Source organism: Mycobacterium sp. GA-1199, from assembly GCF_001500045.1.
Lineage (GTDB): Bacteria > Actinomycetota > Actinomycetes > Mycobacteriales > Mycobacteriaceae > Mycobacterium.
The window spans coordinates 223,043-249,349 of record NZ_LQIX01000045.1 but is presented as its reverse complement, the minus strand read 5'-3'; the positions used below and the strand labels follow the sequence as shown (position 1 = coordinate 249,349).

Here is a 26,307-nt window from a genome sequence, read left to right as displayed (position 1 = left end):
GCGCACCACCCCTTTACTGCTGCTGTTGCTGTTGGTCTTGGGTCTGCCCGTCGCTGCTCTCGGCCTTGGGCCCGCGCGCGGACTTGGGCAGCTTGCGCACCACTTCGGCGGCGCCGAGCTCGCGGTCGGCGACCGAGGTGCGCGAGGCCAGCACCCAGGTGTCCTTCGATCCGCCGCCCTGGCTGGAGTTGACCACCAGCGAACCCTCGGGCAGCGCGACCCGGGTCAGCCCGCCGGGCAGCACCCACACGTCGTCGCCGTCGTTGACCGCGAACGGGCGCAGGTCGACGTGCCGCGGCACCAGCTGGTCACCGATCTGGGTGGGCACGGTGGACAGCTGCATGACGGGCTGGGCGATCCAGCCGCGCGGATCGTTGCGGATCTTCTTGGCGACGGCGGCGAGCTCTTTGTCCGACGCGTCCGGCCCGAACACGATGCCGTAGCCGCCCGAGCCCTCGACCGGTTTGATGACGAGCTCGTCGATGCGGTCGAGCACTTCTTCGCGTTCCTCGTCGAGCCAGCATCGGAACGTGTCGACGTTGGCCAGCAGCGGCTTCTCGCCGAGGTAGTACTCGATGATCGTCGGCACGTAGGTGTAGACGAGTTTGTCGTCGCCGATGCCGTTGCCGACGGCGCTGGAGATCACGACGTTGCCGGCCCTGGCCGCGTTGAGCAGCCCGGCGACGCCGAGCACGGAGTCGGGCCGGAACTGCATCGGGTCGAGGAACGCGTCGTCGATGCGCCGGTAGATGACGTCGACCTGCCGCTCGCCCTCGGTGGTGCGCATGTAGACGGCGTTGTCGCGGCAGAACAGGTCGCGGCCCTCCACCAGCTCGACACCCATCTGCCGGGCCAGCAGCGAATGCTCGAAGTACGCCGAGTTGTAGACGCCGGGCGTGAGCACGACGACTGTGGGGTCGGCGACGTTGTTGGCCGCCGCATTGCGCAGCGCCCGCAGCAGATGCGACGAGTAGTCACCGACGGCGCGAACCCGGTGGGTGGCGAACAGGTTCGGGAACACCCGCGCCATCGTGCGGCGGTTCTCCATCACGTAGGACACCCCGGACGGCGAACGCAGGTTGTCCTCCAGCACGCGGAAGTCACCCTTGGCGTCGCGGATGAGGTCGATGCCCGCGACATGGATGCGCACCCCGTTGGGCGGCACGATGCCCGCGGCCTCGCGGTGAAAGTGCTCACAGGAGGTGATCAGCCGACGCGGGATGACGCCGTCGCGCAGGATCTCCTGCTCGCCGTAGATGTCGTCGAGGTAGAGCTCGAGCGCCTTCACCCGCTGGATGATGCCGCGTTCCAGGCGCGTCCACTCCGCGGCGGAGATAACCCGCGGAACCAGGTCGAGCGGGAAGGGACGTTCCTGGCCGGACAGCGAGAATGTGATGCCTTGGTCGATGAACGCGCGGCCGAGCGCGTCGGCGCGGGCTTCGAGCTCGGAGGCATCCGACGGGGCGAGCTCGGCGTAGATGCCCTTGTAGGGGCCCCTCACGTTGCCCTGGGCGTCGAACATCTCGTCGAAGGCCTTGGCGTAGCTTGCGGGATCGCTGTATCCGGCGAAGACGCCCTGATATCGCTTGTCCTGCTTACGTGGGCTCCGAGACACTCGTGCGGACTGGGTCGGCAGGGTTCGCAGGCTCACCCCTGCCATGCTGCAACACTTCGGACATATCGGCAGGCCAGAGGACTCACTTTGGGCATTTACCCACTCCGCTGGTAACCTGAACCCTCGCTGCCCGCCTACCGGGCGCCTACCAGACTTTGGGAAACCCCTACAGGATTTACGAAGGACTACACGCGTGGCCAACATCAAGTCGCAGGAGAAGCGCAACCGGACCAACGAGCGCCGCAGGCTGCGCAACAAGTCGGTCAAGTCGTCGCTTCACACCGCGGTGCGTGGCTTCCGGGCGGCCGTCGAGGCCGGCGACAAGGACAAGGCGCAGGAGCTGCTTGCCTCGACCAGCCGTCAGCTGGACAAGGCCGCCAGCAAGGGCGTGATCCACAAGAACCAGGCCGCCAACCGCAAGTCGGCGCTGGCTTCCGCGTTCAACAAGCTCTGAGTCCGCTCAATCTTCGATGAGTTCGGCGACGCGCCGCACCGTCGCCTCCAGCGCGTAGTCCGCATCCGCCGCGGCCCCCTTCACATCCGCATTGAGCGCGGCCACCAACCGCATCGCCTCGGCGACGGTGGTGTTCGACCATCGCCGCGCCTGCTTCTGCGCCTTCTGCACGCGCCAGGGCGGCATCCCGAGCTCTGACGCCAGCCGGTAGGGGTCGCCCGACAACGGCCGCACCCGCGCGATGGTGTGCACCGCCTCGGCCAGGGCGTCGGCCAGCACGACGTGCGGTTCGCCGCGCATCATCGCCCACCGCAGCGCCTCAGCCGCCCCGGCCACATCGCCGACGACCGCCTTGTCGGCGACGTCGAACCCCTTCACCTCGGCCTTGCCCGAGTGGTAGCGGCGCACCGCCTCCGCGTCGACCGCCCCGGCGGTGTCGGTGACCAACTGCGAGCAGGCCGCCGCCAGCTCGCGAATGTCGGAGCCGATCGCGTCCAGCACCGCGGTGACGGTGTCCTCGCCGACCTTCACCTTCAATGCGCGGAACTCACGGCGGACGAAGTCGGCGCGGTCGGCGGCTTTGGTGATGCGCGCACACGGATGCACCTGCGCCCCGAGCTTCTTGAGCTGATCGGCCAGCGCCTTGGCGCGCCCGCCACCGGAGTGCACGACGACGAGTATGGTGCCCGGCGGCAGGTCCGCCGCGGAGTCCGCGATGAGCGCGGCCGCGTCCTTTCCCGCCTCGCCCGCCGATTCCAACACCACCACTCGCTCCTCGGCGAACAGCGACGGGCTCAGCAATTCGGCCAGTTCGCTGGTGCTGACCTCGCCGGCGCGCAGGTGATCGACCGGAATGTCGTGCACGCCAGCCTGTTTGCGGGCCTGTTTGAGAACCGCGGCCACCGCGCGTTCGACCAGCAGCTCCTCGTCTCCGAGCACCAGATGCAACTGCGACGCTTCGCTCACCCCCCGATCGTGTCACGCGCAGCCGACACCCCCGACACCGTCCACGCCAACAGGCACACCGCGGCGGCACCCGCCGCGAGGCGCACAACGCGGAAGCGCCACGCGAGCACCACCGCCGCTCCGACGGCCGCCGTCAGCATCACGCCCACAAGCCCGGACGGCACCGACACCGAGGACCCCGGAACGCCCGCCGCCCAGTCGGCCACGTGCAGCAGCCACCACACTTCCGGCCCGGTGAACCGGATCAGCAGGTCCGCGCCGGCGGGCCAGACCCGGCTCAGCGCGGCCGCGGCGGTGCCGAGCACGGTGATCGGTGGAATCACCGGGGCCACTGCAACATTGGCTGCGACCGACACGACGCTGAACGTCCCGGCCATCCCGGCCACGAGCGGAGCAGTGACCAGTTGCGCGGCGGCGGCCACGCTCAGCGCGTCAGCGGCCGGCTTGGGCCAGCCCCGGCCGACGAGGCGCCGCGACCACACCGGCGCCAGTACGACGAGGGCCGCCGTCGCCGACACCGACAGCGCGAACCCGACGTCGACGGCGAGCTGCGGGGTTCCGATCATCAACGCCAGCACGCTGGCCGACAACGCGGGAATGGCCTGCCGGCGCCGGTGCGACAGCACCGCCAACAACGTGATCGCCCCCATCACCGCGGCTCGCAGCACACTCGCACTCGGCTGCACGACCACCACGAACGCCAGCAGCGCAATCGCCGCCAGGCCGACCGCCGCCCGTGGACCGATGAGCCCCGCGCTCAACAGGACGGCCCCGCACACGATCGTCACGTTCGCCCCGGAGACCGCGGTCAGATGTGTCAATCCCGCCGCCCGGAAGTCGGCCGTCGTCTGAGGCGGCACGGCCGAGGTGTCGCCGAGCACGAGCGCGGGCAGCATCGCGGCCTGATCGGCGGCCAGCGACCGTCGCGCGGCCCCGGAGAACCCGGCGCGGACCTCGGCGGCCGCACGTTGAACGGCGGACGCCTCGCCGTAGGTGGGATCCCCCATGGCCGACAGCACCGCCACGCTCAGATCCCGCCGCGTGGGCCGCCCAACGCGCGCCCGAAACGCCACCGGTGTGCCCGCGGTCAGCTCCCCGATGCGGGTGGTCGACGCGAAAACCAGGACCTGACCGGACATTTCACGTCCGTCGAACGCCACCAGGGAACCACGGAACATCGTCCGGTTGCCGCCGAGTGCTCGCGGGCTTTCCGTCGGGGTGACCACGACGGCGGCGACCGTTCCGTAGCGCTGGGTGATCGGATGGTCGCGCGCCTCGTCGACCCGCAAACCAATCGCGATCGCGAAGCCCGCCGCCACCAACCCGACCGCCAGCACGCTTGCGCCGACCGCTTTCCCGTCGGCTCCCGCCCGGCGGCCACTACCCCACCACCCCACCGCCGCGGTGACCGCCACCGACGCGACGGCGGCGACCGCTGACCCGCCGACCGGCCACAGAATCCCGGCGCCCGTCACCGCCCAGCTGGTCATCGCCGCCGGGACCAGGCGCAGATCCAGTGGGGCCGCGTCGGCGTCCGCCACCGGAATCACACATGCACGTGGTCGCGCAGCTTCTCCAACCGCGCCGGTCCGATGCCGTCGACGTCGCCGAGCTGGTCGACGCTGGTGAACCGGCCGTTGGCGTCGCGCCAGGCCACGATCGCCGCGGCGGTCACCGGCCCGATACCGGGCAGCGTGTCGAGCTGCTCGACGGTCGCGGTGTTCAGGTCCACCGTCCCGCCCGGCGGTGTGCTGCCGTCCCCCATCGCAGGTGTGTTCGTCGACGCGGGCGCCGCGACGCCCGTGCTGACGGAGCTCCCCATGGCGGCCGGTTCACCCGCCGCAGGCGCGATGCCCACGACAATCTGCTCACCGTCGGCGATCCGTCTGGCCATGTTGAGCCCCACCAGGTCGGCGCCGTCCAGCGGCCCACCCGCGGCGGTGAGCGCGTCGGCGATCCGGGCGCCGTCGGCCAGCGTGACCAGCCCCGGCTTGTGCACCAGGCCCACGACGCTGACGACGACGGGCCCTCCCGGCTCCCGCGATGCGCCACCCGGCGTCGGGCTCGCTGACGAAACCATCTCCACCGGCGGCAGTTTGGCCGCCGCCACCGCTGGGCTGTCGTCGCGCAGCAGGACGAATACCGTGACCAGCACGGCAATGACACCGACTCCGCCGAGCGCCACGACGCCGGCTCGGCCGGGGTCTGCGCGCACCGCGGCGAGCCAACCGCCCGCGCCGCTGCCGGCGGACTCCGGCAGCCAACGGGTCAATGAGGTGTCCGGTCGGCGGTCCTCATCGTCGCACCCGGGTTCCACTTCGGCACCCAGCCTGCGCTGTGTGCGCTCGGCAGGCAATTCAGTTCGCATGCATGTGAAGTTAGGTGCGCACACCGACCGTTGACCACGCCAACGCTGGCCGGCGACTCGCCCTGTGGATGAAATGAGCGTTGGGGATAGGGCCGATGTCTACAGTGTTGATGTGGATCGTCGAGTGCCGATGGTCGCGGCCATCGCGTTCGCGGTGCTGTACGCCGTTGCGCTGCTGATGGTTCCGGCGTTACCCGGGATCGACCGCCCGGGACTCGACATCGTCACCCATCTCAACGAGCACTCCGGCGCGATGCGAACCCAGGCGTTGTTGCTGGCATTCGGTGCGCTGGCCCTGGTGGTGGTGCTCGGTCACGCCCGGGACCGACTCACGGGACCGTACGCTTTCGTGTTCACCATCGGGTCGGCGGTCGTCCTGGTCCAGATCAGCATCGCGACCTGGTTCACCGCCGGGCTGTCGTTGCACCCCGCCGATCTGGGCTCCGGAACCGCGCGGGCGCTCGCCGACGTGGTCACGATGTGGGGACCCCTGCTGACCGTGGCCGACATCATGGTCGCCGCACCGATTCTGTTGGCCGCCAACGAGGGACGCTTCCCACGCTGGCTCGGCATCGTCGCCGCGGTTTTCGCCGTCGAGCAGCTGATCGAGACCATCACGATCATCGGGCCGCCGGGCAGCTTCATCTCCCCGGGCGGTCCGATGAACATGTACCTCGGCGGGCCGTTGTTCATTCTGTTCTTCCTCGCACTCGGGGTGGCGCTCTCGCTGCCCGACGAATCCGAAACCCCGGCGCTGCCGGCCGGCACCGACACCGTCGTCGACAAGTCCGGCCCCGCCGACGACGCCGATGCATCCGCCTCGGAAGACGCCGCCGAGCGCGACCCTGAATAGCCCAGCCGGGCCCCACGGACGCACTAGCATTCCCCCGGTGGCGACGTTGCAGCGGTTCACCGACCGTCGGGTACTGATCACCGGCGGCGGATCTGGTATCGGCCAGGCGACGGTCCTGCGGATTCTCGACGAGGGTGGCACCGTGGTCGCCGCCGACGTCAGCGAGGCCGGACTGGCCGACACCGAGGCCAAGGCCGGTGAATCGGGAGCCCGGCTCACCACCGTGGTGATGGACGTCGGCAGCGAGGATTCGGTGGTCGCCGGGGTTTCACACGCGGTCGCCACGATGGGCGGCCTCGATGCGCTCGTCAACGCCGCCGGAATCCTTCGGTCGGCCCACTTCGCCGACACGACGCTCGCCGATTTCGAGCAGGTTCTGCGGGTCAACCTCGTCGGGACGTTTCTGGTCACCCGCGAAGCCCTGCCCGCGCTGCGAACCGGCACTGCCCCGGCGGTGGTGAACTTCAGCTCGACATCGGCGAACTTCGCGCATCCCTACATGTCGGCCTACGCGGCGTCGAAGGGCGGCATCCAGGCCATGACACACACCTTGGCGCTCGAGTTCAGCAAGCAGGGCATCCGCTTCAACTGCGTGCAGCCCGGGTCGATCTCGTCGGGAATGACCGACGGCACAGGACGTTCCGGCCAGAGCGTCGGACCGGGCCTGCCGGAGGACGCCGACTACACGCTGTTCGGCAAGATCATGCCGACACTGCCCGTCGACGGTGACGGAATGTTCGCCAAACCCGACGCCGTGGCCGCCGTCGTCGCCATGCTCGCCGCGCCGGAAGCCTACTTCGTCACCGGCACCGAGGTCCGCGTCGACGGCGGCACCCACATGTAAATGGTTGACACCGAGGAGTTTCGTGACGACACCTGACCGGCCGCTGCGCGTCATCCAGTGGACCACCGGCAACATCGGCCGCCGGTCGCTGCACGCGATCATCGGACGCGACGATATGGAGCTCGTCGGCGTCTACGCCCACGGCGCGGACAAGGTCGGTGTCGACGCCGCAGAACTGGCCGGCTGGCCCGAACCCACCGGGGTGACGGCCACCAACGACATCGATGCGCTGCTGGCCCAACGGCCCGACGCCTGCTGCTACAACCCGTTGTGGCCCGACATCGACGAGCTGACCCGGCTCCTGGAGGCGGGCGTCAACGTCTGCTCGAGCGCGGCGTGGATCACCGGCGGCAAGCAGACCCCCGAGGACCTCGACCGGATCCGAAACGCTTGCGAGAAGGGCAATTCGACGATCTTCGGCAGCGGTGCGCATCCGGGCATGAGCAACATGGTCGGGATGGTGCTCTCCGGCGCCTGCGAACGGGTCGACGAGATCCGCATCACCGAGTCGGTGGACTGCTCGACCTACGAGTCGGCGGGAACGCAGACCGCGATGGGCTTCTCGCAAGACCCCAACACGCCCGGATTGGCCGAAAGTGTGCGCCGCGAGAGCGAGGTGTTCGCCGAGTCGGCGGCCATGATGGCCGACGCGATCGGCGCCAAGCTCGACCGGATGACCTTCGACGTGGAGTTCACTGCGGCCACCGACGATTCCGACCTCGGGTTCATGCGAATTCCGAAGGGCACCGTCGCCGGTGTCCACGGGTACCACCGCGGCTGGGTCGGTGAGAAGAATGTCGTCAGCGTCGGATTCAACTGGATCATGGGCGAATACGTCACCCCGCCCAAGCCGCTCGAACACGGCCATGTGATACAGGTTTTCGGACTGCCCAACATGCGTACGGTGCTGCACTGCTTGCCGCCGAAGGACTGGGCCGAACCCGGCTTCATGGGCCTGGGCATGATCTATACCGCTCTGCCTGTGACCAACGCGGTACCCGCGGTGGTCGCGGCGCCGGCGGGCATCGTGACGCTGAAGGACTTGCCTCCGGTCACCGGCCGCGCCGCGGTGTGACGGCGCCGAGCGCTCAGTGCGGTACGAAGACCGGGACTGAAACCGCACGAGGATGAGCGCTCGTCGGCAGAACCGACCTCTCAGAGCCGCTGCGCCAGCGTCGCTTTCCCGGGTCCGTCGAGATCGCTGAGCGCAGCGCCTCGCCCAGCCATCGCCATCAGCAAAGCCTCGCCGGGGCCGCTCACCTCCGGACCGCTGCCGTGCGTCCAGTCGAGATCCGTTGCGACGAGCCGCAACCCGCGCGCTCGCCACGCTCCCCGTAAGAAGGGCGCGTACTTGGTGAATTCCAATGCGACGGACAGTCTTTCGGGCTCGATGACGCGAGGCATGTCGAGCGGTCGGCGGATGTCCTGTTGGTGGACCATCCCGTCGGTGAGCGCGATGCGTCCGTCGAAACCGGCGGTGCTGCCACGGGGCGTGGCGTACTTGCGCATCAGCGCGGTGAGTTCGGACGGCGGCTTGGCCGCGTTCACCGCGACGCCGATCGCGTTCGGATCCCGGTAGCGCAGTGCACCCCATGCCATCCGTGCCACTGCACGGGGCCTGCTCAGATCCTCGTAACTGATGACGTGAGCCACCACATCGCGAACCCGCCAGCCGGTACACAGACTCGGCTGATCCCATTGCTTCGGGGTCAATTGGTCGAGCAGCGCGGCGAACTCCTCGCGCTCCTCGCGCGCCATCTGCATCGGCGTGGTCACTGCGCCTCCCGCGCAACCAGCTCACCGAACCGGCGCAGGTACAGCGGCCAACCCGCATCCCCGCCGACACCGGAGGCGACGGAGTCCCACCCGTCGCCGTGCCGTTCGATGTGGCGATGCTCGAGGCTGACGCGGGTGCGGCCGTCCGCTTCGGCGGTGAACACCACCTCCACCTCGCTGCACCGCGCCGGATCCGATTCGATCTGCCACGTCGTGCCGATGTCCCAGGAGAAGACGAGGCGATGGGGCGGCTCGATGACGAGCACCCGCGCCCACGCGCACACGCTGCCGTCGATGCCGCGGTCGTAGATGCGCCCGCCGACACGGGGTTCCAACACCGTTTCGGCGATCGGCACGCCCAGCAGGTTGTGTTCGCGCGGCTTGAAGTCGCCGAATCTCCCGGTGAACACCCGAAACGCGCGCTCCAGCGGCGCGTTGACCGTGATGTCGTGGCGGATGACCGCCGACTGGGCTGAGGTCATTGGGGTTCTCCTTCGCTCTCGACCATCTCCTTGAAACCGGCCAGCGCCCGCATCCAGAAGCGGTCGAGTTCGGCCCGCATCGCGGCCAAACCCGCCGGGTCCAGTTGGTACACGCGGCGGGTGCCTTCAGCGCGATCGCACACCAGCCCGGCGAGCTTGAGGACCTTCAGATGTTGGGACACCGCCGGCCTGCTGACCGGAAGTTCGCGGGCCAACTGCCCCACCGCCATCGGCCGGTGCGCGAGACGTTCGACGATCGACCGCCGCGTGCGGTCCGCCATCGCCACCCACGCGTCACCCTCTTGGTAAGCGAGCACGAACGGTAAGTTACCACTTACCAATGCTCACGGCAATGGTCCGGCGCGCGACGACGGGATTATTCGGCCAGTTGAACGACGACGCCGATCGCACCGGCGCCGACGTGAATCGCCAGCACCGGCCCCATGTCGGTGACGGTGAGCGACTCGAGCTGAGGGAGCCGATCGGTCAGCGCGGCCCCGACCTCATCGGCGCCGTCGTGGTTGTCGACATGATGGACGGCGATCGATGCCTGGCGCTCACCGACGAGGTCGACGATGCGGTCCACCATCGCGGCGTGTGCCTTGGTGACCGTCCGGATTCGCTGGTCGAGCACGAGCCGACCGTCGACATCGAGGCGCAGCAGCGGTTTGAGCGACAGCGCCGTCCCCAACCACGACGCCGCGGTGCCGATCCGCCCGCTGCGGCGCAGGTTGTCCAGTCGATGCACCACGATGAAGGCGTGGGTCCGCTGGGCAGCCGAACGAGCAACGGCCTCAACCGAATCCAAGTCCGAGCCCGACGCCGCGGCCTTCGCCGCCGCCATCGCGGTGAACCCCACCCCCATCGCCGCCGAACGCGAATTCACCACCCGCACCGAGGATCCGAACTCGCGGGCCGCCTGGACGGCCGAACTGTAACTGCTCGACAGCGCCGACGACAGGTGCACGGCGACCACGCCGTCGCCTCCACTGTCCCGCAGCGCTTGCCGGTAGGTGTCCGCGAGGTCGGCGGGCGCCGCGCCGGCGGTGCTGGCGCGCGGCACGTCGTGGATGTCGTAGGGCACCTCGTCGATACCGTCTCGCAGATCGATCACATCGACCAGCACGTGCAAGGGCACCTGCCGGATGTCCCACTGCTTCAACTCGTCGGGCGCCAACCGCGACGACGAGTCGGTCACCACGATCACCGACATGGCACGCCGGCTTCGGCGAGCGCCTTGAGCATCGAGTCCGCGACAGCCTGATGGGCTTCGAAGTTCCAGTGGATGCCGTCGGGGTTGCCCTGTCCGCTCATCACGTATACACCGACCGCCGCCTTGAGGTCGACGAGCGGAACATCATGGCGCTCAGCCCATTCGGTGAGCGCCTTTACCGTCCCGTCGCGGCCGTGGTGCGCCCTGCCGTAGGTATCGGCGATGTGCACCGAAGGCAGGCACGCGACGACGGGGATTCCGGGCCGGTTGAAGTCGATTGCGCCGCGGGTCATCTCCAGATACTCGGCGGACAGGTGTGGGGGCAGCGCCGCGCGCGCCACCGGCGACAGGCGCGGCTGGACCCAGCCGTACCCGTCGCGCACCCATCGTCGTAGCCACGGCGGTCGCACGTAGCGGATGAGTTCGCGCAGTGCGGTCGGCAGCGGCGACGGCAGCGAATCCATTCCGCCCGTGGCAAAGACGACCGCACCGGCCCGCGGCAACGCCGCCCAGGACCGCGGATCCTGGATGGCCGCCCACCACACGTCGCGGCAGGTCCAACCGATTCGGCCGATCAGCTCGACATCCCAACCCAGTTGTGCTGCAACGATGTTGGGCCAGATTCGCGGATCGTCGGAGGGGAGCCCGCCGGCCGGGCCGTAGTAGGACAGCGAGTCACAGAAGACCAGCAGGGTCTGACGGTCAGAGGACATCGCCGGCAACCTGCGCTGAGGCGTTCCACACGTCGAGCCGCCACCGGACATCGGCGGGCGCGGCCTCGACGGCGCTGTGGCCGGCCAGCTGTACCCAGCTGGCGTTGCCCATCCCGCCGAGGATCGGCCAGTTGTCCACCGGCAGGCCGAGCAGCGAGGCGGTCAGCGCCGCGATCAACCCGCCGTGGGCGACCAGCACGACCGGCCGTTCCGGTCCGTCGCCGGCCTGGTCCAGCCCCCACTGGGCGTGTTCGTCGATGAGCTCGTCGACCAGCGGCCTGCTGCGCGCGGCGACGTCGACGCGGCTCTCCCCGCCCGGCGGCGCCCACCGCGAATCGTCACGCCACGCCAGCCGGGCTCCCGGGGCAATGGCGTCGACCTCCAGATGCGTCATCCCCTGCCACTCGCCGAGGTGGGTCTCCCGCAGGCGGATGTCGGCGATCACCGGCATTCCCGCATGCTCCCCCAGTACGACGGCGGTGTCGAGGGCGCGGCGCAGATCCGACGACACGATCGCCAGCGGTCGGCGTTTGGCCAACACCTCCGCGGCCGCGACGGCCTGGTGACGCCCCAGATCACTCAGGTCGGTGTCGAGTTGGCCCTGCATCCGGTTGCCCGCGTTGTACTCGGTCTGCCCGTGGCGGAGCATGACCAAGCGCCGGATCCGCCTCACTGCGCGCCGTCCTCGTCGGCGGGCGGTTGCGCGGCGGGCCCGTCGAGATCGACCGGGATGGTCGGGCAGTCTTTCCACAAGCGGTCCAGCGCATAGAAGTTGCGCTCGTCCTGATGCTGGATGTGCACCACGATGTCGACGTAGTCCAGCAGCGTCCAGCGGCCCTCGCGGGCGCCTTCACGGCGGGCCGGCTTGTAGCCGGCGAGGCGCATCTTCTCCTCGACCTCGTCAACGATCGCGTTGACCTGACGCTCGTTGGAGGCCGAGGCGATCACGAAGCAGTCGGTGATGACGAGTTGCCCCGACACGTCGATCACGACGACGTCGTTCGCCACTTTGGATGCGGCCGCCTTCGCGGCCACTCCTGCCATGCGAACGGCTTCGTCGGAGGCGCTCATTGATGCTTTCCTTGGGTTGTCATCGGTTGTCTCGCATAGAGTCTGCGCTTCGCCACGTACTGCACGACGCCGTCGGGCACCAGATACCAGATCGGCCGGTTCTCCTCGGCGCGCTTGCGGCAGTCGGTCGAGGAGATGGCCAGCGCGGGCACCTCCACCAGCTTGAGCGCGTCCTCGGGCAGTTCCTTGATCGCCGCGGCGATGTGCTTGCCGTCCAGCTCGTATCCGGGCCTGCTGACCCCCACGAAGCTCGCGATCGCGAACATGTCCTCCCAGTTCTGCCATGTCAGGATCGACGCGAGCGCGTCGGCGCCGGTGATGAAGAACAGGTCGGCGTCGGGGTTGAGCGCATGCAGATCGCGCAGCGTGTCCTTGGTGTAGGTCGGCCCGCCCCGGTCGATGTCGACCCGACTGACGCTGAACCGAGGGTTGGACGCGGTGGCGATCACCGTCATCAGGTACCGGTCTTCGGCGGCGGTGACGTCGCGATCCTTCTGCCACGGCTGTCCGGTCGGGACGAACACGACCTCGTCGAGCCCGAACCGGTCGGCCACCTCGCTGGCGGCCACCAGGTGGCCGTTGTGGATGGGATCGAACGTCCCCCCCATCACGCCGAGCCTGCGTCGCGGAGCCATGGAGAGCCAGCTTACTTCTCGCGCCGAGTGGGGGCTCGTGTCACGGTTCGGGCCGCCGAGGCGTGCGGGTAACCCACGTTCGGCGGTAGTCAGACCGGTAGCAACTGGTCGATCACCGAGGCGAGCTGCTTGGCCGAGCGACATTCGTGCATGGTGATGACGTCGGAGTAGCGCGGTACGGCCGAGTCGCCGCTGCCCCACAGGTGTCGCGGTTCGGGGTTGAGCCAGTGCGCGTGCCTGCTCGAGTTGACCATGTGCGCGAGCAGGTCGACCTCGGGGTTGCGGTAGTTGTTGCGGGCGTCGCCGAGGATCAGCAGCGCACTGCGCGGTGAGAGCACGTTGGGCCAGCGGTCCATGAACGACACGAACGCATGGCCGTAGTCGGAGTGCCCGTCGCGGGTGTACACGCCGGCCTCGCGGGTGATCCGCTGCACGGCGACCGCCAGATCGGCGTCGGGTCCGAACAGTTCGGTGACCTCGTCGGTGGTGTCGATGAAGGCAAAGACGCGAACCCTACTGAACTGCTGGCGCAGCGCGTGCACGAGCAGCAGCGTGAAGTGGCTGAAGCCGGCGACCGATCCGGACACGTCGCACAGCACCACCAACTCGGGCCGCGCCGGATGGGGCTTCTTGAGCACGACGTCGATCGGCACCCCACCGGTGGACATGGATTTGCGCAGCGTCTTGCGCAGGTCGATCTCACCGGCGCGCGACCGCCGTCGCCGAGCGGCCAGCCGGGTCGCCAACGTGCGCGCGAGCGGCTGCACGACCTTGCGCATCTGGCGCAGTTGCTCACCCGAGGCGCGCAGGAACTCCACGTTCTCGGTCAGTTGAGGCACCCCGTACATCTGCACGTGGTCACGCCCGAGCTGCTCGGCGGTGCGCCGTTTGGTTTCGGCCTCGACCATCTTGCGCAGCTGGTTGATGCGCTGTGCGGCAAGGGCTTTGGCGATCTGTTCTTGGGTGGGCGTGGGCTCGTCGCCGTAGGGCGCGAGCAGGCCGGCCAGCAGCCGGCCCTCGAGGTCGTCGAGGTTCATCGACTTGAGTGCCTGATACGACGAGTACGACGGCCCCCGGCTGGAGTTGTACCGGCCGTACGCCTCGACGATCTGAGCGATCATCGCAGCCATCCGCTCGTCGAGGTTGGCCAGATCCTGATTCTCGGCCAGCATGTCGAGCAGCGCCGCGCGCATCGCCTCGACGTCTTCGGGCGGCAGGCCCGGCTCGTCGGTGTCGGTGTCGTCGTCGTCCTCGACCAGGATCGTCCTGGCGCCCAGCGCGGCGGGGAACCACAGGTCGAACATCGCGTCGTAGGTGTCGCGGTGGTCGGGGCGGCGCAGTACCGCGCACGCGATGCCCTCGCGCAACGCGTCGCGGTCGGCCAACCCCAGCACCGAGACCACCCGCCCGGCGTCGACGGTTTCCGACGGACCTACCGAAATGCCCTGCGCGCGTAGCGCTTCGACGAACCCGACGAGGTGGCCGGGCAGGCCGTGCGGCGCCAGCGGCTGCGGCGGTCGGGTCCGGCGGACGGCCATCTCAGTTGAGCCTCAGCTCGCCGGAGGCCTTGATCTGATCCGACTGGTGTTTGAGCACCACCCCGAGGGTGGCCGCGATCGTCGCGTCGTCGATGGTGTCCAGGCCCAAAGCCAAAATCGTGCGGCCCCAGTCGATCGTCTCGGCCACCGAGGGCAGCTTCTTGAGCTGCATTCCCCGCAGCACGCCGATGATCTTGACCAGTTCGTCGGCCAGGCGCTCGGGCAGCTCGGGCACCCGGGACAGCAGGATCCGCCGCTCCAGGTCGGGATCGGGAAAGTCGATGTGCAGGAACAGGCAGCGACGTTTGAGCGCCTCGGACAGCTCCCGGGTGGCGTTGGAGGTCAGCACGACGAACGGCGCGCGCTCGGCGGAGATCGTGCCCAATTCCGGGACGGTCACCGCGAAGTCTGAGAGTACTTCCAGCAGCAGACCTTCGATCTCGATGTCGGCCTTGTCGGTCTCGTCGATGAGCAGCACGGTCGGTTCGGTGCGCCGGATCGCGGTCAGCAGCGGGCGCGAGAGCAGGAACTCCTCGGAGAACACGTCGTCGCGTGTGCTGTCCCAATCACCGTGTCCCGCTTGGATACGGAGTATCTGCTTGGCGTGGTTCCACTCGTAGAGGGCGCGGGCCTCGTCGACGCCCTCGTAGCACTGCAACCGCACCAGACCCGAACCCGTCGATTGCGCGACGGCGCGGGCCAGTTCGGTCTTGCCGACACCCGCGGGCCCTTCCACCAACAACGGCTTGCCCAACCGATCGGCCAGGAAAACCGCTGTGGCGGTTGCGGTGTCGGGAAGATAGCCCGTTTCTGCGAGTCGCCTGCCGACGTCCTCGATGTCGGCGAACAGCGGCGCTGGGCGCGCGGGGACACTCACGGATTGACTCCTATATCAGGCCGGGCGGGTGTGGCCGTCTCCCCACACAATCCACTTGGTTGACGTCAGTTCGGGCAGACCCATGGGTCCGCGGGCATGCAGCTTCTGGGTGGAGATGCCGATCTCGGCGCCGAACCCGAACTGCTCGCCGTCGGTGAACGCGGTCGATGCGTTCACCATCACCGCGGCGGCATCGACGCGCTCGGTGAAGCGTTGTGCGGCAGCCAGGTCGGTGGCGACGATGGCTTCGGTGTGTCCGGTGCCGTACTCATTGATGTGGTCGATCGCGGCGTCGACACCGTCCACCACCGCCACCGCGATGTCCAACGACAGGAACTCCGCGCGCAACTCGTCGTCGGACGGGTTGTCATGCACCGTCACACCGGCGTGCCGCAGCGCCTCGGTCAGCCGCGGCAACGCACGGTCGGCGATGGCCGCGTCGACCAGAACCGATTCAGCCGCGTTGCAGACGCTGGGTCGACGGGTCTTGGCGTTGAGCAGGATTCGTTCGGCGACGTCGAGGTCGGCCGATTCATGCACGTACACATGGCAATTGCCGACACCGGTCTCGATCGTCGGCACCGTCGCATCACGGACGACGGCGTCGATGAGACCCGCGCCGCCGCGGGGGATGACGACATCGACGAGCCCACGGGCCTGGATCAGGTGCGTCACGCTGGCGCGGTCGGCACTGGGCAGCAACTGTACGGCGTCCACCTCGAGCAGTTCGGTGGCCAGTGCCGCCCGCAGTGCGTTCACCAGTGCGGCGTTGGAGTAGGCCGCCGAGGAGCTACCGCGAAGCAGGACCGCGTTACCGGATTTGAGCGTCAACCCGAACGCGTCGACCGTCACGTTGGGCCGGCCTTCGTAGACGATTCCGACGACGCCGAGCGGCACGCGCAGCTGGCGCAGTTGCAAACCGTTGGGCAGCGTGCGGCCCTGCAACACCTCGCCGAGCGGATCGGGCAATCGGGACACCTGCCGCAAGCCGTCGGCGATGCCGTCGATCCGCTTCGGGTTCAGCGCGAGCCGATCGAGCATCGCCTCGGGCGTGCCCGCGGCACGGGCGACGTCGAGATCGCGCTCGTTGGCCTCGAGGATCCGGCTCGCTGACATCAGCACATGGTCGGCGGCGGTGTTCAGCGCACGGTTCTTGGTTTCCGAACTCAGGGTGGCCAGCGCGCGGGCCGCCGCGCGGGCCCGGCGGGCGGCGTCGTGCACCTGCTGGCGCAGATCGGCGCCTACAGCGCCGACGGGTGCCTGCACACTCATTTATCCAGGGTATCGAACGAGGTTCGGGCGTTCGACACGTGTCAGGCAGGGGCCCTGCATTAGCGTTGGGAGCCATGGCGCCGCGGGACTGCAGCCGGGTATGCGTGGTCGGCAGTGTCAACGCTGATCTGACTTTCACCGTTCGCACCCTGCCCCGACCCGGCCAGACGGTGCTGGCGTCGGGTCTGTCGATGGCCCCGGGCGGCAAGGGCGGCAACCAGGCGGTCGCGGCGGCCAGGGCGGGCGCAAAGGTGCGACTGGTCGCCGCGCTCGGAAACGACGGGTCGGCGGAGATGTTGCGCGACCACCTCAGCACCAACGGCGTCGCACTCGACGGCGTCGTCACCGTGCCCGGACCGAGCGGGTCGGCCGTCATCACCGTGGACTCCTCGGCGGAGAACACGATCGTGGTCGCGCCGGGCGCCAACGCCACGCTGTCCGTGGACTCCGCCGATGTCCGCGCCGTCATCGCCGACAGCGACGTGGTGTTGCTGCAGTTGGAGATCCCGATCGCGACGGCGATCGCCGCCGCGCAGACCGCGTCCGCCGCCGGCGCGGTCGTCGTCGTGAACGCCTCCCCGGCCGGGGCCCCGCCGCACGATCTGCTCGCCTTGTCCGAGTTTGCCGATGTCGTGGTGGTCAACGAAACCGAGGCCGGCGCGTGGCACTGGCCGGTCCCTCATCTCGTGATCACCCGCGGGGCCCGCGGGGCGAGCTACCTCGGCGACGGCGAACGCTTCAGCGTCCCCGCCCCCGCGGTGCACGCGGTGGACACCACCGGTGCGGGTGACGTGTTCGCCGGCGTGCTCGCCACGCACTGGGTCGACGGCCACGAACTCGCCCTGCGCCGAGCATGCGCCGCGGCGGCCCTGTCGACGCTCGTACCGGGAGCCGGTGACTGCGCGCCCTACGCCGAAGCCATCGACGACGCTGTGTCCAACAGAGCAACAGAAAGGCAGTTATGACGACCACCCAGCCGAGCACCACCGACGCCCCGCGCCCTCCCGAAGGCGACTGGCTCGGCACCCCGTTCCTGAAGTTCACCCGCGAGGGCGCGTTCGGGGTGTGCCGGCTCGACCGCCCCGAGGCCCGCAACGCGATGACCCCCGCGATGTACTTCGGCATCAAGTACGCGGTCAAGCATGTCGAAGGCGACCCCGACCTCGCCGGACTGCTGCTCACGGGCACCGGCGACGTCTTCGCCCCCGGCGGGGACATGGGCGGCGGCGGCGCCGACAACTGGATGACGTTCGGGCCCGCGCTGGGGATGGACGCGTTGCCGTTCGACACACTGCGCCAGTCCGCCAAACCCGTCGTCGCCGCGGTGAACGGGCTGTGCCAGGGCGGTGGGCTGCAGATCGCGCTCTGCGCCGACATCGCCGTCGTCAGCGAGCGGGCCACGTTCCGGGTGCCCGAGCTGTACCGCGGAATCGCCGACACGTACTACAGCCACATGCTGGCCCGGCTGATCGGGCCGGTCCGCACCCGCGACCTGATGTTCACCGGGCGCACGCTGACCGCCGCCGAGGCACACGACTGGGGCATGGTGGCACGGGTGGTCCCCCACGACGAGCTGGCCGAGACGGCTCGCGAGGTCCTGGCCCAATGCTGCCGCACCGCGCCCGCAGCCCGAACCGTCGTCAAGTCGAGCCTGGACAACTACATCGGCCTCTACGACCGCATCGGTATGCAGGCCAGCCTGGGCGCGCCCGAGTCGATCGAGGGCTTCATGGCTTTCAAGGAGCGCCGATCCCCGGACTGGGTGCACCCGGACCTGCGCATCGACGGCCGCCTCTGAGGTCGATTGTGAGCCGCACCGGCGGTGAGCGCCGGTGCCACTCCACAAATCGCAGAAGGGCGAGGATTGCAGTTCAGCCTTGGCTGAATACAGCTTGTGATGTACTGTCTGCCTCGTGCAGACGGTCACTCGCAGCGATGCGCTGTCGCGGTTCGGTTGTGCTCTGTCCGATCCGACCCGGGCCGAGATCCTGCTGATCCTGCGCGACGGCCCCGGATATCCGTCGGAGCTGGCCGACAAGATCGGCGTCTCCCGCCAGATCCTGTCCAACCACCTGGCATGCCTGCGTGGCTGCGGTCTGGTGACCGCGCAGCCCGAGGGCCGGCGCAGCCGCTACGAACTCGCCGATGAGCGCATCGCCCACGCGCTCGACGACCTGGTCGGTCTGGTGCTCGAGGTGGACCCGGCCTGCTGTCCGGCCGCCGCCGACGACGCCTGCTGCTGATGGCCGCCCCGAGCGAAACCCGCCGCACGGTGCTGGCGCGCCGGATCCGCTGGCTCGTGGCGGCCACGATCACCTACAACGTCCTCGAGGCGATCGTCGCACTGGCCGAGGGCGCCCGGGTGTCGTCGTCGGCGCTGGTCGGGTTCGGTTTGGATTCGATCGTCGAGGTCTCCTCCGCGGCGGCCGTCGCATGGCAGTTCTCCGCACGCGATCCCGAGACGCGGGAGAAGGCCGCGCTGCGATTCATCGCGTTCTCGTTCTTCGCACTCGCCGCGTACGTCGGGATCGACGCGGTGCTGACGTTGACCGGCCGGAGTGAGGCCGCGCCCTCCGTCGTCGGCATCGTGCTGGCCGCGCTGAGCCTGGTGATCATGCCGGTGCTGTCGTTGGCGCAGCGGCGGGCCGGTCGCGAGTTCGGGTCGACGTCGGCGGTCGCCGACTCCAAACAGACACTGCTGTGCGCCTACTTGTCGGCCATAGTGCTGGCGGGCCTGGTGCTCAACGGCCTGTTCGGCTGGTCGTGGGCCGACCCGGTCGCCGCCCTCGGGATCGCGGTGATCGCTGTCCGCGAAGGGATCGAGGCGTGGCGCGGTGACCCCTGCTGCACATGAACTTCGAGAAAGGATGAGCATGCCGATCGTCGCCATCGCCCTGTTCGTGGTGTTCGCCATTCTCGGATTCGGTTGGCGCAGTTGGCAACAGAAGCGCCGCACCGGATCGACCGGCTTCCGGGGCATCAGCGGCCGACCGTTGTCACTCGAGTGGTTCGCCGGCGCGGGGTTCATCGTGTCGATGGGCGCGGCGGTGTTCGCCCCGACACTGCAACTGGTCGGCCTCATCGCTCCGTTGGCGCCGCTGGATCGGACATGGGTGAACGTCGCCGGCATCGCGATCGCGGTGGCCGGCATCGCCGCGACGCTCTACGCGCAGATCGACATGGGCGACTCGTGGCGCATCGGGGTCGACGCCAGCGAGAGGACGACGTTGGTGCGCGGCGGCGTATTCGGCTGGGTGCGCAACCCGATCTTCACCGCGATGATGGTCTTCGGCTTCGGAATCGCCCTGATCACACCGAATCTCGTCGCGGTGATCGGTTTCGTCCTGCTGATCGCGACGATCCAGACACAGGTTCGTGTCGTCGAGGAGCCGTACCTCCTCACCGTGCACGGCGACGCCTACCGCGACTACCTCGCAACCGTCGGCCGATTCCTCCCCGGCGTCGGACGGCGCTAGTCTTCGGGGATCTCGCGCTCGATCTCGTCGAGCCAGGTGCGAGCGGACATGTCCGAGGGCGCCCGCCAGTCACCGCGCGGCGAAAGCGATCCGCCGTGCGACACCTTCGGCCCGTTCGGCACGGCCGACCGCTTGAACTGGGCGAACGAATAGTACCGCTGGGCGAACACCTGCAGCCAGTGCCGGATCTCTTTGAGCGAGTACGACGGTCGCTTGGATTCGGGGTACCCGGTGGGCCACTCGCCGCGTTGTGGATCGCTCCAGGCGTGCCAGGCCAGAAACGCGACCTTCGACGGCCGGAACCCGAAGCGCAGCACCTGAAACAGCGAAAAGTCCTGCAGCACATAAGGGCCGACCTTGGACTCGCTGCTCTGAATCTCCTCGTCCTCGCCGGCCGGTACGAGCTCGGGCGAAATCTCGGTGTCGAGCACCGACTGCAACACCTCGTTGACCCTGTCGTCGAACTGCTGAGACGAGATCACCCAGCGAATGAGGTGCTGGATCAACGTCTTCGGAACACCGCCGTTGACGTTGTAATGCGACATCTGATCGCCCACACCGTAAGTCGACCAGCCCAGCGCGAGTTCCGACAGGTCGCCGGTGCCCAACACGATTCCTCCGCGTTGATTGGCCAGGCGGAACAGGTAATCGGTGCGCAGCCCGGCCTGCACGTTCTCGAACGTGACGTCGTAGACCTTCTCCCCGCGGCCGAACGGGTGGTCGATGTTGGTGAGCATCAACTCCGCTGTGGAACTGATGTCGAGTTCGGTGAACGTCACCCCCAGCGCCTCGGCCAACCGCTCGGCGTTGCCCTTGGTCCTCTCCCCTGTCGCGAATCCGGGCATGGTGAACGCGAGAATGTCACTGCGCGGGCGCTGTTCGCGATCCATCGCACGCGCGGCGACAATCAAGGCGTGCGTCGAGTCCAGCCCACCGGACAGCCCGAGCACGATTTTGGGAAAGTTCAAGGCGCGCAGGCGTTGTTCGAGCCCGGCCACCTGGATGCTGTAGGCCTCGTAGCAATCCTGTTCCAGTCGTTCGGGATCCGACGGGACGAACGGGAAGCGCTCGATGTGGCGAAGCAACCCGACATCACCGGTCGGTGGATCGAGCTGGAACTCCACCCGCCGGTAGGTGTCCGTCGATGCCGCGTGGTGCCTGCGGTTGTCGTCGAAGGTGCCCATCCGGAGGCGTTCGGATCGCAGCAATTCCAGATCGACGTCGGCGACGGAGCGTCGTTCACCCTTGGGGAAGCGCTCGGATTGGGCCAGGCATTCGCCGTTCTCCCAGATCATCGTCTGGCCGTCCCAGGCGAGGTCGGTGGTCGACTCACCCTCCCCAGCCGCGGCGTACACATAGGCGGCCAGGCAGCGCGCCGACGCCGAGCGGGCCAACAGGCAGCGGTCTTCCGAGCGTCCGATCGTGATCGGGCTTCCCGACAGGTTCGCCAACACCGTGGCGCCGGCAAGGGCCGCCGACGCGCTGGGCGGGATCGGCACGAACATGTCCTCGCAGATCTCGACGTGCAACACGAACCCGGGCAGGTCGGTCGCGGTGAACAACAGATCGGGCCCAAACGGAACGTCCGCCCACTCACCCATCCGGATCGCGCCGCGCACATCGTCGCCGGGGGCCATCTGCCTGCGCTCGTAGAACTCGCGATACGTCGGCAGGTACGACTTGGGCGCCACGCCGAGCACGCGGCCGCGGTGGATCACCACGGCGGTGTTGTAGATCCGGTGCCGGTAGCGCAGGGGCGCACCGATCACCAGGACCGGCATCAGGTCGGCGGAAGCGACGACGACGTCGAGCACCGCGTCCTCGACCGCATCGAGCAGCGCATCCTGCATCACGATGTCCTCGATCGAATACCCCGACAGTGTCAGCTCGGGAAACACCGCGAGCGCGACGCTGTCGTCGTGACAGGCGCGCGCCAACCGCAGCACTGATTCGGCATTGGCTCGCGGGTCGGCGAGCGCCGTGTGGTGCGTGCATGCGGCGACGCGGGCGAAGCCGTGCCGGTACGCCGAGTAGAAATCCATGCCTCATTGTTGCCCGAAAACGGAACCGGGTATGCAAGTCCCCATGAGTGACACCGCAGTGCTGGTCATCGACATGATGAACACCTACGACCATCCCGACGCCGAGAAGCTGGCCCCACACGTCGCCGAGATCATCGATCCGCTGGCGAGGCTCGTCGCCGAGGCCCGTGACCGCGACAATGTCGACCTCATCTATGTCAACGACAACTACGGCGATTTCACCGCGGAGTTCAGCGACATCGTGGAGTCGGCGCTGCAGGGTGAGCGTCCGGACCTCGTCGAACCGATCGTGCCGCAGAAGGGCTGCCGGTTGATGACGAAGGTGCGCCACAGCGCCTTCTACGCCACCTCACTCGCTTACCTGCTCGGCCAGCTGCAACCCGAACGGGTCATCCTCACCGGTCAGGTCACCGAGCAGTGCATCCTCTACACCGCACTGGATGCTTATGTCCGGCACTTCCCCGTCGTCGTCCCACCCGACGCCGTGGCCCACATCGATCCTGAGCTCAGCGACGCGGCGCTGACCATGATGAAAAGCAACATGAGCGCCGAGATCACGCCTGCGGCAAAGTGTTTGCAGTGAACGCTCGGGCGAGGTAGAGCTCGCAGCCACCCGCCGATGCCGCGCCGGTCGGTTCGCGGGCGTTGTTGACCAGCCCGACCAAATCCGAATGTGCGCCCCTGCGCAGAACCGGCACCGCGTCAGGGTTTGGCGCCGCTGAGAGCGGGTAGGCCTCGCTTCGGTGACGAAATCCGAACGGTGCAAACCCACTGCCGTAGCGACGGTCCTGCTTGTCACGTTCCTGCTGACCGGCTGCGGAAGCTACACCACGGGCGAATCGACCAACCGAGGGTCCGGTTCGCAGACCTCGGAGACCACCGTCGAGAACACCTTCGTCGTACCGCGTTACTTACCCGGATCATGTGAGATCCAGGTCGGCGACACCGCAGACTTGCGGTTCACGATCACCAACAATCGACCGCTGGAGGCCGAACGGTTGGAGGCGATCACGACACCAGCCGCCGAGAACATCCGTATCGATCCGAGTCCGCCGATCAAGGTCGCCGCGGGCACCGCGCTCGCCACCGGTCAACTGGTCGAACCCGGCCGGCCGCTCAGCGTCACACTGGAGGGCATCACCCAGACCGTCCGACCCGCCTACAACGTCGACGTGACCTTCCGCTTCCAGCAGTTTGGCGAGCTGACCATGCCGGTGCCCGTCGAAGCCTGCCCGACCCAACAATGAGCAACGGCAAGCGCGATCGCATCACCGAACCGTGGGGAACGCGAACCCCCTACGCCAAGGGCGGAAAGTGGCCAAAACGCGTCGACATGTTCCTCGCCGACGATTTGGATCCCGACAACGTCGACCGCTGGGTGCAGTCGGCCTCGGTTCTGCATTCCAACGGTGACGGGCTCGACATCGCGGTCAAGGACGGCCGGATCGTCGGTGTGCGGGGCCGCGACAACGACCGCGTCAACCACGGCCGACTCGACCCCAAGGACTTCTACGGGTGGCAGGCCAACGCGTCGCCCGATCGGCTGACCGCACCGATGATCCGCATCAACGGCGAACTGACCGAGTGCGATTGGGACACGGCAATGGATCAGGTGGTGCGCCACAGCAAGCGACTGCTCGACCGGTATGGGCCGTCGGCGTTCGGGTTCTACACATCGGGTCAGCTGTTCCTCGAGGAGTATTACACCCTCGGTGTCATCGCCCACGGTGCGATCGGCACCAACCACGTCGACGGCAACACCCGGTTGTGCACCGCGACGGCCGCCGAGGCGCTGAAGGAGTCGTTCGGCTGCGACGGTCAGCCCGGCTCCTACACCGACGTCGACCACGCCGACGTCATCGCGCTTTACGGCCACAACGTCGCCGAGACCCAGACGGTCCTGTGGATGCGGATTCTGGACCGCCTCGCCGGACCGGATCCGCCGGCGATTGTGTGCGTCGATCCGCGCAGGACACCGGTTGCCGCGTGTGCGACGGTGCACCTCGCCCCGCTGCCCGGCACCAACGTCGCGTTGATGAACGGGCTTTTGTACGAGATAGTGCTCAACGGCTGGGTCGACACCGACTACGTCCGCACCCACGCCGTCGGTTTCGACGAGTTGCGCAAACGCGTCGCCGAGTTTCCGCCGGAACGTGCCGCCGAGATCTGCGGCGTGTCCGCCGACGACATCCGCTCGGCGGCACGGCTTCTGGGCACCGCGGATCGACTCCTGTCGACCGTGCTGCAGGGCTTCTACCAGTCCCATCAGGCGTCCGCCGCGGCGGTGCAGGTCAACAACGTCCACATCCTGCGCGGCATGCTCGGTGAGCCCGGATGCGGGGTATTGCAGATGAACGGCCAACCGACGGCCGAGAACACGCGCGAATGCGGCGCCGATGGGGATCTGGCCGGCTTCCGGAACTGGTCCAACGACAGCCACATCCGCGAGTTGGCCGACCTGTGGAACCTGGACATGATGCAGATTCCGCACTATGCGCCGCCGACGCATGTGATGCAGATGCTTCGATACGCCGAACAGGGCACGCTGCGCCTGCTGTGGGTCAGCGCGACCAATCCAGCGGTGTCACTACCCGAGCTGCGCCGCATCCGCAGCATCTTGAGCCAGGATCGGCTGTTTCTCGTCGTACAAGACATCTTTCCTACGGAGACAACCGAACTCGCCGACGTGGTGCTGCCCGCAGCCGCGTGGGCGGAGAAGACGGGCACGTTCACCAATACCGACCGCACCGTGCACCTGTCGGAGAAGGCGGTGGACCCACCCGGTCAGGCGCGACCCGACCTCGATATCTTCCTCGATTACGCCCGCCGCATGGATTTTCGTGACCGCGACGGAAATCCGCTGCCGTCATGGACCGACCCGGAGTCGGCCTTCACCGCGTGGCAGCGATGCAGTGCAGGGCGGCCGTGCGATTACACCGGGCTGAGCTACGGCAAGCTGCGCGGCAGCCGAGGGATTCAATGGCCCTGCAACGCAGAACATCCCGAGGGTACCGAACGCCTGTACTCCGACGGGCGATTCTGGGCCGACCCCAACTATTGCGAGGCCTACGGCAAGGATCTGATCACCGGCGCACCGCTGGAGCCGACCGAATACCGGGCGATGAACCCGCTCGGCAAGGCGATCATCAAGGCGGCCGAGTATCTGCCGCCGCACGAAGCTCCCAGCGACGACTATCCGTTCGCGTTGATCACCGGCAGAACCGTGTACCAGTTCCACACCAGAACCAAGACCGGCCGCGTACCCGAGCTTGCCGCGGCCGCTCCGGAGGTGTGGGTCGAGGTGGCCGAGGACGATGCCCGACGGGTCGGCCTGCGCGAGGGTGCTCTGGCAGACATCGAGACACCGCGCGGTCGCGTGCGGGCCAAGGCGCGCATCACCGGCATCCGCACGGGCGTGCTGTTCCTACCGTTTCACTACGGCTACTGGGACACCGAGGCAGCCGAGTGCGATCGGGCCGCCAATGAGCTGACACTGACCGACTGGGATCCGGTCTCCAAGCAGCCGATCCTCAAGACCGCGGCGGCCCGGCTGGCCGTCGCGTCGACCGGAGCGGAGTCATCATGAAACTCGGCTTGTCGTTGCGTGAACTGCACCGCTCCGAACTGCGGCTGGCGCGCTCACTCGACGCGATCGCCGTCCGCCATCACAACGACCACGGCATCCATCACGTCGCCAATGACCTCGCCATCTGGTCGCGCGAACACGTCGAATTGATCGCACAGATCGGTCCGCGCTACGGCGTCCGGTTGCGCGCGCATCCGCGAACCAAAGCCGTCACCGAGACGGCTCAGCAGTGGGTCAGCGATCGCCTCGGCCGCCGTCCCGAGCCCACCCTGCTGTTGTTGGCGGATCTCCGGCGGCTGCACCGGCTGGCGGCCGGCGTCTCGCTCGACTGGGAGCTGCTGGCCCAGGGTGCTCAAGCCGCCAAGGAGGAGCGGCTGCTGGAGCTCACCCAGCGGTGCCATCCGCAAGCCCTGCGGCAGATGCGGTGGGCGAACGCGATGCTCAAGGAGTTGTCGCCACAGGCCCTGGCGAACTGACGGGCGGCTTAAGAGGTTGATCGCACGCATGTGGTGCGTGCGATCAACCC

Annotated in this window: 29 protein-coding genes; 13 read left to right on the top strand and 16 right to left on the bottom strand. The window is 68.2% G+C overall.

Annotated elements, in window-relative coordinates; translation table 11 throughout:
* Positions 1-13: 13 nt before the first annotated feature.
* Positions 14-1,522 carry a circularly permuted type 2 ATP-grasp protein gene (locus tag AU198_RS20755; protein WP_502689312.1) on the bottom strand — a complete coding sequence of 503 codons (1,509 nt, stop codon included), beginning with the start codon at positions 1,520-1,522 and terminating at the stop codon, positions 14-16.
* Between the two features lie 286 nt (positions 1,523-1,808).
* Here AU198_RS20755 and rpsT point away from each other — a divergent pair, with 286 nt between their 5' ends.
* Entirely contained in the window at positions 1,809-2,069 is a 261-nt protein-coding gene (gene rpsT, locus AU198_RS20750; protein ID WP_064350435.1) for a 30S ribosomal protein S20, read from the top strand.
* 6 nt (positions 2,070-2,075) lie between these two features.
* Here rpsT and holA read toward each other — a convergent pair whose 3' ends face one another.
* From holA to AU198_RS20735, 3 genes are read right to left on the bottom strand one after another with little or no spacing between them, the layout of a single operon-like run.
* Positions 2,076-3,017, bottom strand: coding sequence for a DNA polymerase III subunit delta (gene holA / locus AU198_RS20745; RefSeq protein WP_197416182.1), 942 nt, complete (start codon positions 3,015-3,017; stop codon positions 2,076-2,078).
* 14 nt (positions 3,018-3,031) lie between these two features.
* On the bottom strand, positions 3,032-4,525 hold the full coding sequence (locus AU198_RS20740) for a ComEC/Rec2 family competence protein (RefSeq protein ID WP_064350496.1): 1,494 nt from the start codon (positions 4,523-4,525) through the stop codon (positions 3,032-3,034).
* 56 nt (positions 4,526-4,581) lie between these two features.
* Positions 4,582-5,403, bottom strand: a complete 822-nt coding sequence (locus AU198_RS20735; protein ID WP_064350433.1) for a ComEA family DNA-binding protein — start codon at positions 5,401-5,403, stop codon at positions 4,582-4,584.
* Positions 5,404-5,515: 112 nt separating this feature from the next.
* Between AU198_RS20735 and AU198_RS20730 the strand changes: the two genes are divergently transcribed.
* From AU198_RS20730 to AU198_RS20720, 3 genes are read left to right on the top strand one after another with little or no spacing between them, the layout of a single operon-like run.
* Positions 5,516-6,256, top strand: coding sequence for a hypothetical protein (locus tag AU198_RS20730; RefSeq protein ID WP_064350432.1), 741 nt, complete (start codon positions 5,516-5,518; stop codon positions 6,254-6,256).
* Positions 6,257-6,293: 37 nt separating this feature from the next.
* A complete protein-coding gene (locus tag AU198_RS20725) occupies positions 6,294-7,100 on the top strand; it encodes an SDR family NAD(P)-dependent oxidoreductase (protein ID WP_231744733.1) in 807 nt (268 codons plus the stop codon).
* A gap of 22 nt (positions 7,101-7,122) precedes the next feature.
* Positions 7,123-8,175, top strand: coding sequence for an NAD(P)H-dependent amine dehydrogenase family protein (locus tag AU198_RS20720; RefSeq protein WP_064350431.1), 1,053 nt, complete (start codon positions 7,123-7,125; stop codon positions 8,173-8,175).
* An 80-nt stretch (positions 8,176-8,255) separates the two neighbouring features.
* On the opposite strand, the gene AU198_RS20715 is transcribed toward AU198_RS20720, so the two are convergent.
* From AU198_RS20715 to AU198_RS20665, 11 genes are all read right to left on the bottom strand, one after another.
* Positions 8,256-8,864, bottom strand: a complete 609-nt coding sequence (locus AU198_RS20715) for a maleylpyruvate isomerase family mycothiol-dependent enzyme (RefSeq protein ID WP_064350494.1) — start codon at positions 8,862-8,864, stop codon at positions 8,256-8,258.
* Between the two features lie 8 nt (positions 8,865-8,872).
* Positions 8,873-9,358 carry an SRPBCC family protein gene (locus AU198_RS20710; RefSeq protein ID WP_064350430.1) on the bottom strand — a complete coding sequence of 162 codons (486 nt, stop codon included), beginning with the start codon at positions 9,356-9,358 and terminating at the stop codon, positions 8,873-8,875.
* Positions 9,355-9,675 (bottom strand): ArsR/SmtB family transcription factor, encoded by a 321-nt coding sequence (locus AU198_RS20705; RefSeq protein ID WP_502689309.1) that lies wholly within the window; start codon positions 9,673-9,675, stop codon positions 9,355-9,357. Before AU198_RS20705 ends, AU198_RS20710 begins: the two co-directional genes overlap by 4 nt.
* Before the next feature lie 59 nt (positions 9,676-9,734).
* On the bottom strand, positions 9,735-10,571 hold the full coding sequence (locus AU198_RS20700; protein ID WP_064350429.1) for a DegV family protein: 837 nt from the start codon (positions 10,569-10,571) through the stop codon (positions 9,735-9,737).
* Positions 10,562-11,284, bottom strand: a complete 723-nt coding sequence (gene octT, locus AU198_RS20695) for a diglucosylglycerate octanoyltransferase (RefSeq protein ID WP_064350428.1) — start codon at positions 11,282-11,284, stop codon at positions 10,562-10,564. The genes AU198_RS20700 and octT overlap by 10 nt, the downstream gene beginning before the upstream one ends.
* Positions 11,274-11,933 (bottom strand): glucosyl-3-phosphoglycerate phosphatase, encoded by a 660-nt coding sequence (gene gpgP, locus AU198_RS20690; protein ID WP_064350492.1) that lies wholly within the window; start codon positions 11,931-11,933, stop codon positions 11,274-11,276. Before gpgP ends, octT begins: the two co-directional genes overlap by 11 nt.
* 20 nt (positions 11,934-11,953) lie before the next feature.
* A complete protein-coding gene (gene rsfS / locus AU198_RS20685; protein WP_064350427.1) occupies positions 11,954-12,355 on the bottom strand; it encodes a ribosome silencing factor in 402 nt (133 codons plus the stop codon).
* A complete protein-coding gene (gene nadD, locus AU198_RS20680) occupies positions 12,352-12,990 on the bottom strand; it encodes a nicotinate-nucleotide adenylyltransferase (RefSeq protein ID WP_082691136.1) in 639 nt (212 codons plus the stop codon). The genes rsfS and nadD overlap by 4 nt, the downstream gene beginning before the upstream one ends.
* 89 nt (positions 12,991-13,079) lie before the next feature.
* Positions 13,080-14,528 carry a vWA domain-containing protein gene (locus AU198_RS20675; RefSeq protein ID WP_064350425.1) on the bottom strand — a complete coding sequence of 483 codons (1,449 nt, stop codon included), beginning with the start codon at positions 14,526-14,528 and terminating at the stop codon, positions 13,080-13,082.
* A 1-nt stretch (position 14,529) separates the two neighbouring features.
* A complete protein-coding gene (locus AU198_RS20670; RefSeq protein ID WP_064350424.1) occupies positions 14,530-15,405 on the bottom strand; it encodes an AAA family ATPase in 876 nt (291 codons plus the stop codon).
* A 15-nt stretch (positions 15,406-15,420) separates the two neighbouring features.
* Positions 15,421-16,677 (bottom strand): glutamate-5-semialdehyde dehydrogenase, encoded by a 1,257-nt coding sequence (locus AU198_RS20665; RefSeq protein WP_064350423.1) that lies wholly within the window; start codon positions 16,675-16,677, stop codon positions 15,421-15,423.
* Positions 16,678-16,751: 74 nt separating this feature from the next.
* Here AU198_RS20665 and AU198_RS20660 point away from each other — a divergent pair, with 74 nt between their 5' ends.
* The 5 genes from AU198_RS20660 (at position 16,752) to AU198_RS20640 (ending at position 20,153) form a co-directional block, all read left to right on the top strand.
* The gene (locus AU198_RS20660) at positions 16,752-17,642 is read left to right on the top strand and encodes a PfkB family carbohydrate kinase (RefSeq protein ID WP_082691141.1); all 891 of its coding nucleotides are present in this window, start codon (positions 16,752-16,754) and stop codon (positions 17,640-17,642) included.
* Positions 17,639-18,475, top strand: coding sequence for an enoyl-CoA hydratase/isomerase family protein (locus tag AU198_RS20655; protein ID WP_064350421.1), 837 nt, complete (start codon positions 17,639-17,641; stop codon positions 18,473-18,475). Before AU198_RS20660 ends, AU198_RS20655 begins: the two co-directional genes overlap by 4 nt.
* Positions 18,476-18,590: 115 nt before the next feature.
* Positions 18,591-18,920, top strand: a complete 330-nt coding sequence (locus AU198_RS20650; RefSeq protein WP_064350420.1) for an ArsR/SmtB family transcription factor — start codon at positions 18,591-18,593, stop codon at positions 18,918-18,920.
* A complete protein-coding gene (locus tag AU198_RS20645) occupies positions 18,920-19,531 on the top strand; it encodes a cation efflux transmembrane domain-containing protein (protein ID WP_064350419.1) in 612 nt (203 codons plus the stop codon). Before AU198_RS20650 ends, AU198_RS20645 begins: the two co-directional genes overlap by 1 nt.
* 19 nt (positions 19,532-19,550) lie before the next feature.
* The gene (locus AU198_RS20640) at positions 19,551-20,153 is read left to right on the top strand and encodes a methyltransferase family protein (protein ID WP_064350491.1); all 603 of its coding nucleotides are present in this window, start codon (positions 19,551-19,553) and stop codon (positions 20,151-20,153) included.
* Here the strand turns inward: AU198_RS20640 and AU198_RS20635 are convergent.
* Positions 20,150-22,195 carry an NAD(+) synthase gene (locus tag AU198_RS20635; RefSeq protein WP_064350418.1) on the bottom strand — a complete coding sequence of 682 codons (2,046 nt, stop codon included), beginning with the start codon at positions 22,193-22,195 and terminating at the stop codon, positions 20,150-20,152. The two genes, AU198_RS20640 and AU198_RS20635, sit on opposite strands and share 4 nt — an antisense overlap.
* A gap of 43 nt (positions 22,196-22,238) precedes the next feature.
* Here AU198_RS20635 and AU198_RS20630 point away from each other — a divergent pair, with 43 nt between their 5' ends.
* From AU198_RS20630 to AU198_RS20615, 4 genes are all read left to right on the top strand, one after another.
* Positions 22,239-22,778: a cysteine hydrolase family protein gene (locus tag AU198_RS20630; protein ID WP_064350417.1), complete on the top strand. Its 540-nt coding sequence runs from the start codon at positions 22,239-22,241 to the stop codon at positions 22,776-22,778.
* A 160-nt stretch (positions 22,779-22,938) separates the two neighbouring features.
* On the top strand, positions 22,939-23,442 hold the full coding sequence (locus AU198_RS20625; RefSeq protein ID WP_064350416.1) for a copper chaperone PCu(A)C domain-containing protein: 504 nt from the start codon (positions 22,939-22,941) through the stop codon (positions 23,440-23,442).
* Entirely contained in the window at positions 23,439-25,781 is a 2,343-nt protein-coding gene (locus tag AU198_RS20620; RefSeq protein WP_064350415.1) for a molybdopterin oxidoreductase family protein, read from the top strand. Before AU198_RS20625 ends, AU198_RS20620 begins: the two co-directional genes overlap by 4 nt.
* Positions 25,778-26,257, top strand: coding sequence for a hypothetical protein (locus tag AU198_RS20615; RefSeq protein ID WP_064350414.1), 480 nt, complete (start codon positions 25,778-25,780; stop codon positions 26,255-26,257). Before AU198_RS20620 ends, AU198_RS20615 begins: the two co-directional genes overlap by 4 nt.
* Positions 26,258-26,307 lie beyond the last annotated feature (50 nt).

What these genes read in the sequence shown, in the direction of transcription:
- AU198_RS20645 (WP_064350419.1), top strand. Translation starts at nt 18,920, where the DNA reads ATGGCCGCCCCGAGCGAAACCCGCCGCACGGTGCTGGCGCGCCGGATC.
- gpgP (WP_064350492.1), bottom strand. Translation starts at nt 11,933, where the DNA reads ATGCTCCGCCACGGGCAGACCGAGTACAACGCGGGCAACCGGATGCAG.
- AU198_RS20675 (WP_064350425.1), bottom strand. Translation starts at nt 14,528, where the DNA reads ATGGCCGTCCGCCGGACCCGACCGCCGCAGCCGCTGGCGCCGCACGGC.
- AU198_RS20740 (WP_064350496.1), bottom strand. Translation starts at nt 4,525, where the DNA reads ATGACCAGCTGGGCGGTGACGGGCGCCGGGATTCTGTGGCCGGTCGGC.
- AU198_RS20640 (WP_064350491.1), top strand. Translation starts at nt 19,551, where the DNA reads ATGCCGATCGTCGCCATCGCCCTGTTCGTGGTGTTCGCCATTCTCGGA.
- rsfS (WP_064350427.1), bottom strand. Translation starts at nt 12,355, where the DNA reads ATGAGCGCCTCCGACGAAGCCGTTCGCATGGCAGGAGTGGCCGCGAAG.
- AU198_RS20700 (WP_064350429.1), bottom strand. Translation starts at nt 10,571, where the DNA reads ATGTCGGTGATCGTGGTGACCGACTCGTCGTCGCGGTTGGCGCCCGAC.
- AU198_RS20620 (WP_064350415.1), top strand. Translation starts at nt 23,439, where the DNA reads ATGAGCAACGGCAAGCGCGATCGCATCACCGAACCGTGGGGAACGCGA.
- AU198_RS20630 (WP_064350417.1), top strand. Translation starts at nt 22,239, where the DNA reads ATGAGTGACACCGCAGTGCTGGTCATCGACATGATGAACACCTACGAC.
- AU198_RS20665 (WP_064350423.1), bottom strand. Translation starts at nt 16,677, where the DNA reads ATGAGTGTGCAGGCACCCGTCGGCGCTGTAGGCGCCGATCTGCGCCAG.
- AU198_RS20710 (WP_064350430.1), bottom strand. Translation starts at nt 9,358, where the DNA reads ATGACCTCAGCCCAGTCGGCGGTCATCCGCCACGACATCACGGTCAAC.
- AU198_RS20755 (WP_502689312.1), bottom strand. Translation starts at nt 1,522, where the DNA reads ATGTTCGACGCCCAGGGCAACGTGAGGGGCCCCTACAAGGGCATCTAC.
- AU198_RS20615 (WP_064350414.1), top strand. Translation starts at nt 25,778, where the DNA reads ATGAAACTCGGCTTGTCGTTGCGTGAACTGCACCGCTCCGAACTGCGG.
- nadD (WP_082691136.1), bottom strand. Translation starts at nt 12,990, where the DNA reads ATGGCTCCGCGACGCAGGCTCGGCGTGATGGGGGGGACGTTCGATCCC.
- AU198_RS20715 (WP_064350494.1), bottom strand. Translation starts at nt 8,864, where the DNA reads ATGCAGATGGCGCGCGAGGAGCGCGAGGAGTTCGCCGCGCTGCTCGAC.
- octT (WP_064350428.1), bottom strand. Translation starts at nt 11,284, where the DNA reads ATGTCCTCTGACCGTCAGACCCTGCTGGTCTTCTGTGACTCGCTGTCC.
- AU198_RS20660 (WP_082691141.1), top strand. Translation starts at nt 16,752, where the DNA reads ATGGCGCCGCGGGACTGCAGCCGGGTATGCGTGGTCGGCAGTGTCAAC.
- AU198_RS20655 (WP_064350421.1), top strand. Translation starts at nt 17,639, where the DNA reads ATGACGACCACCCAGCCGAGCACCACCGACGCCCCGCGCCCTCCCGAA.
- AU198_RS20735 (WP_064350433.1), bottom strand. Translation starts at nt 5,403, where the DNA reads ATGCGAACTGAATTGCCTGCCGAGCGCACACAGCGCAGGCTGGGTGCC.
- AU198_RS20635 (WP_064350418.1), bottom strand. Translation starts at nt 22,195, where the DNA reads ATGGATTTCTACTCGGCGTACCGGCACGGCTTCGCCCGCGTCGCCGCA.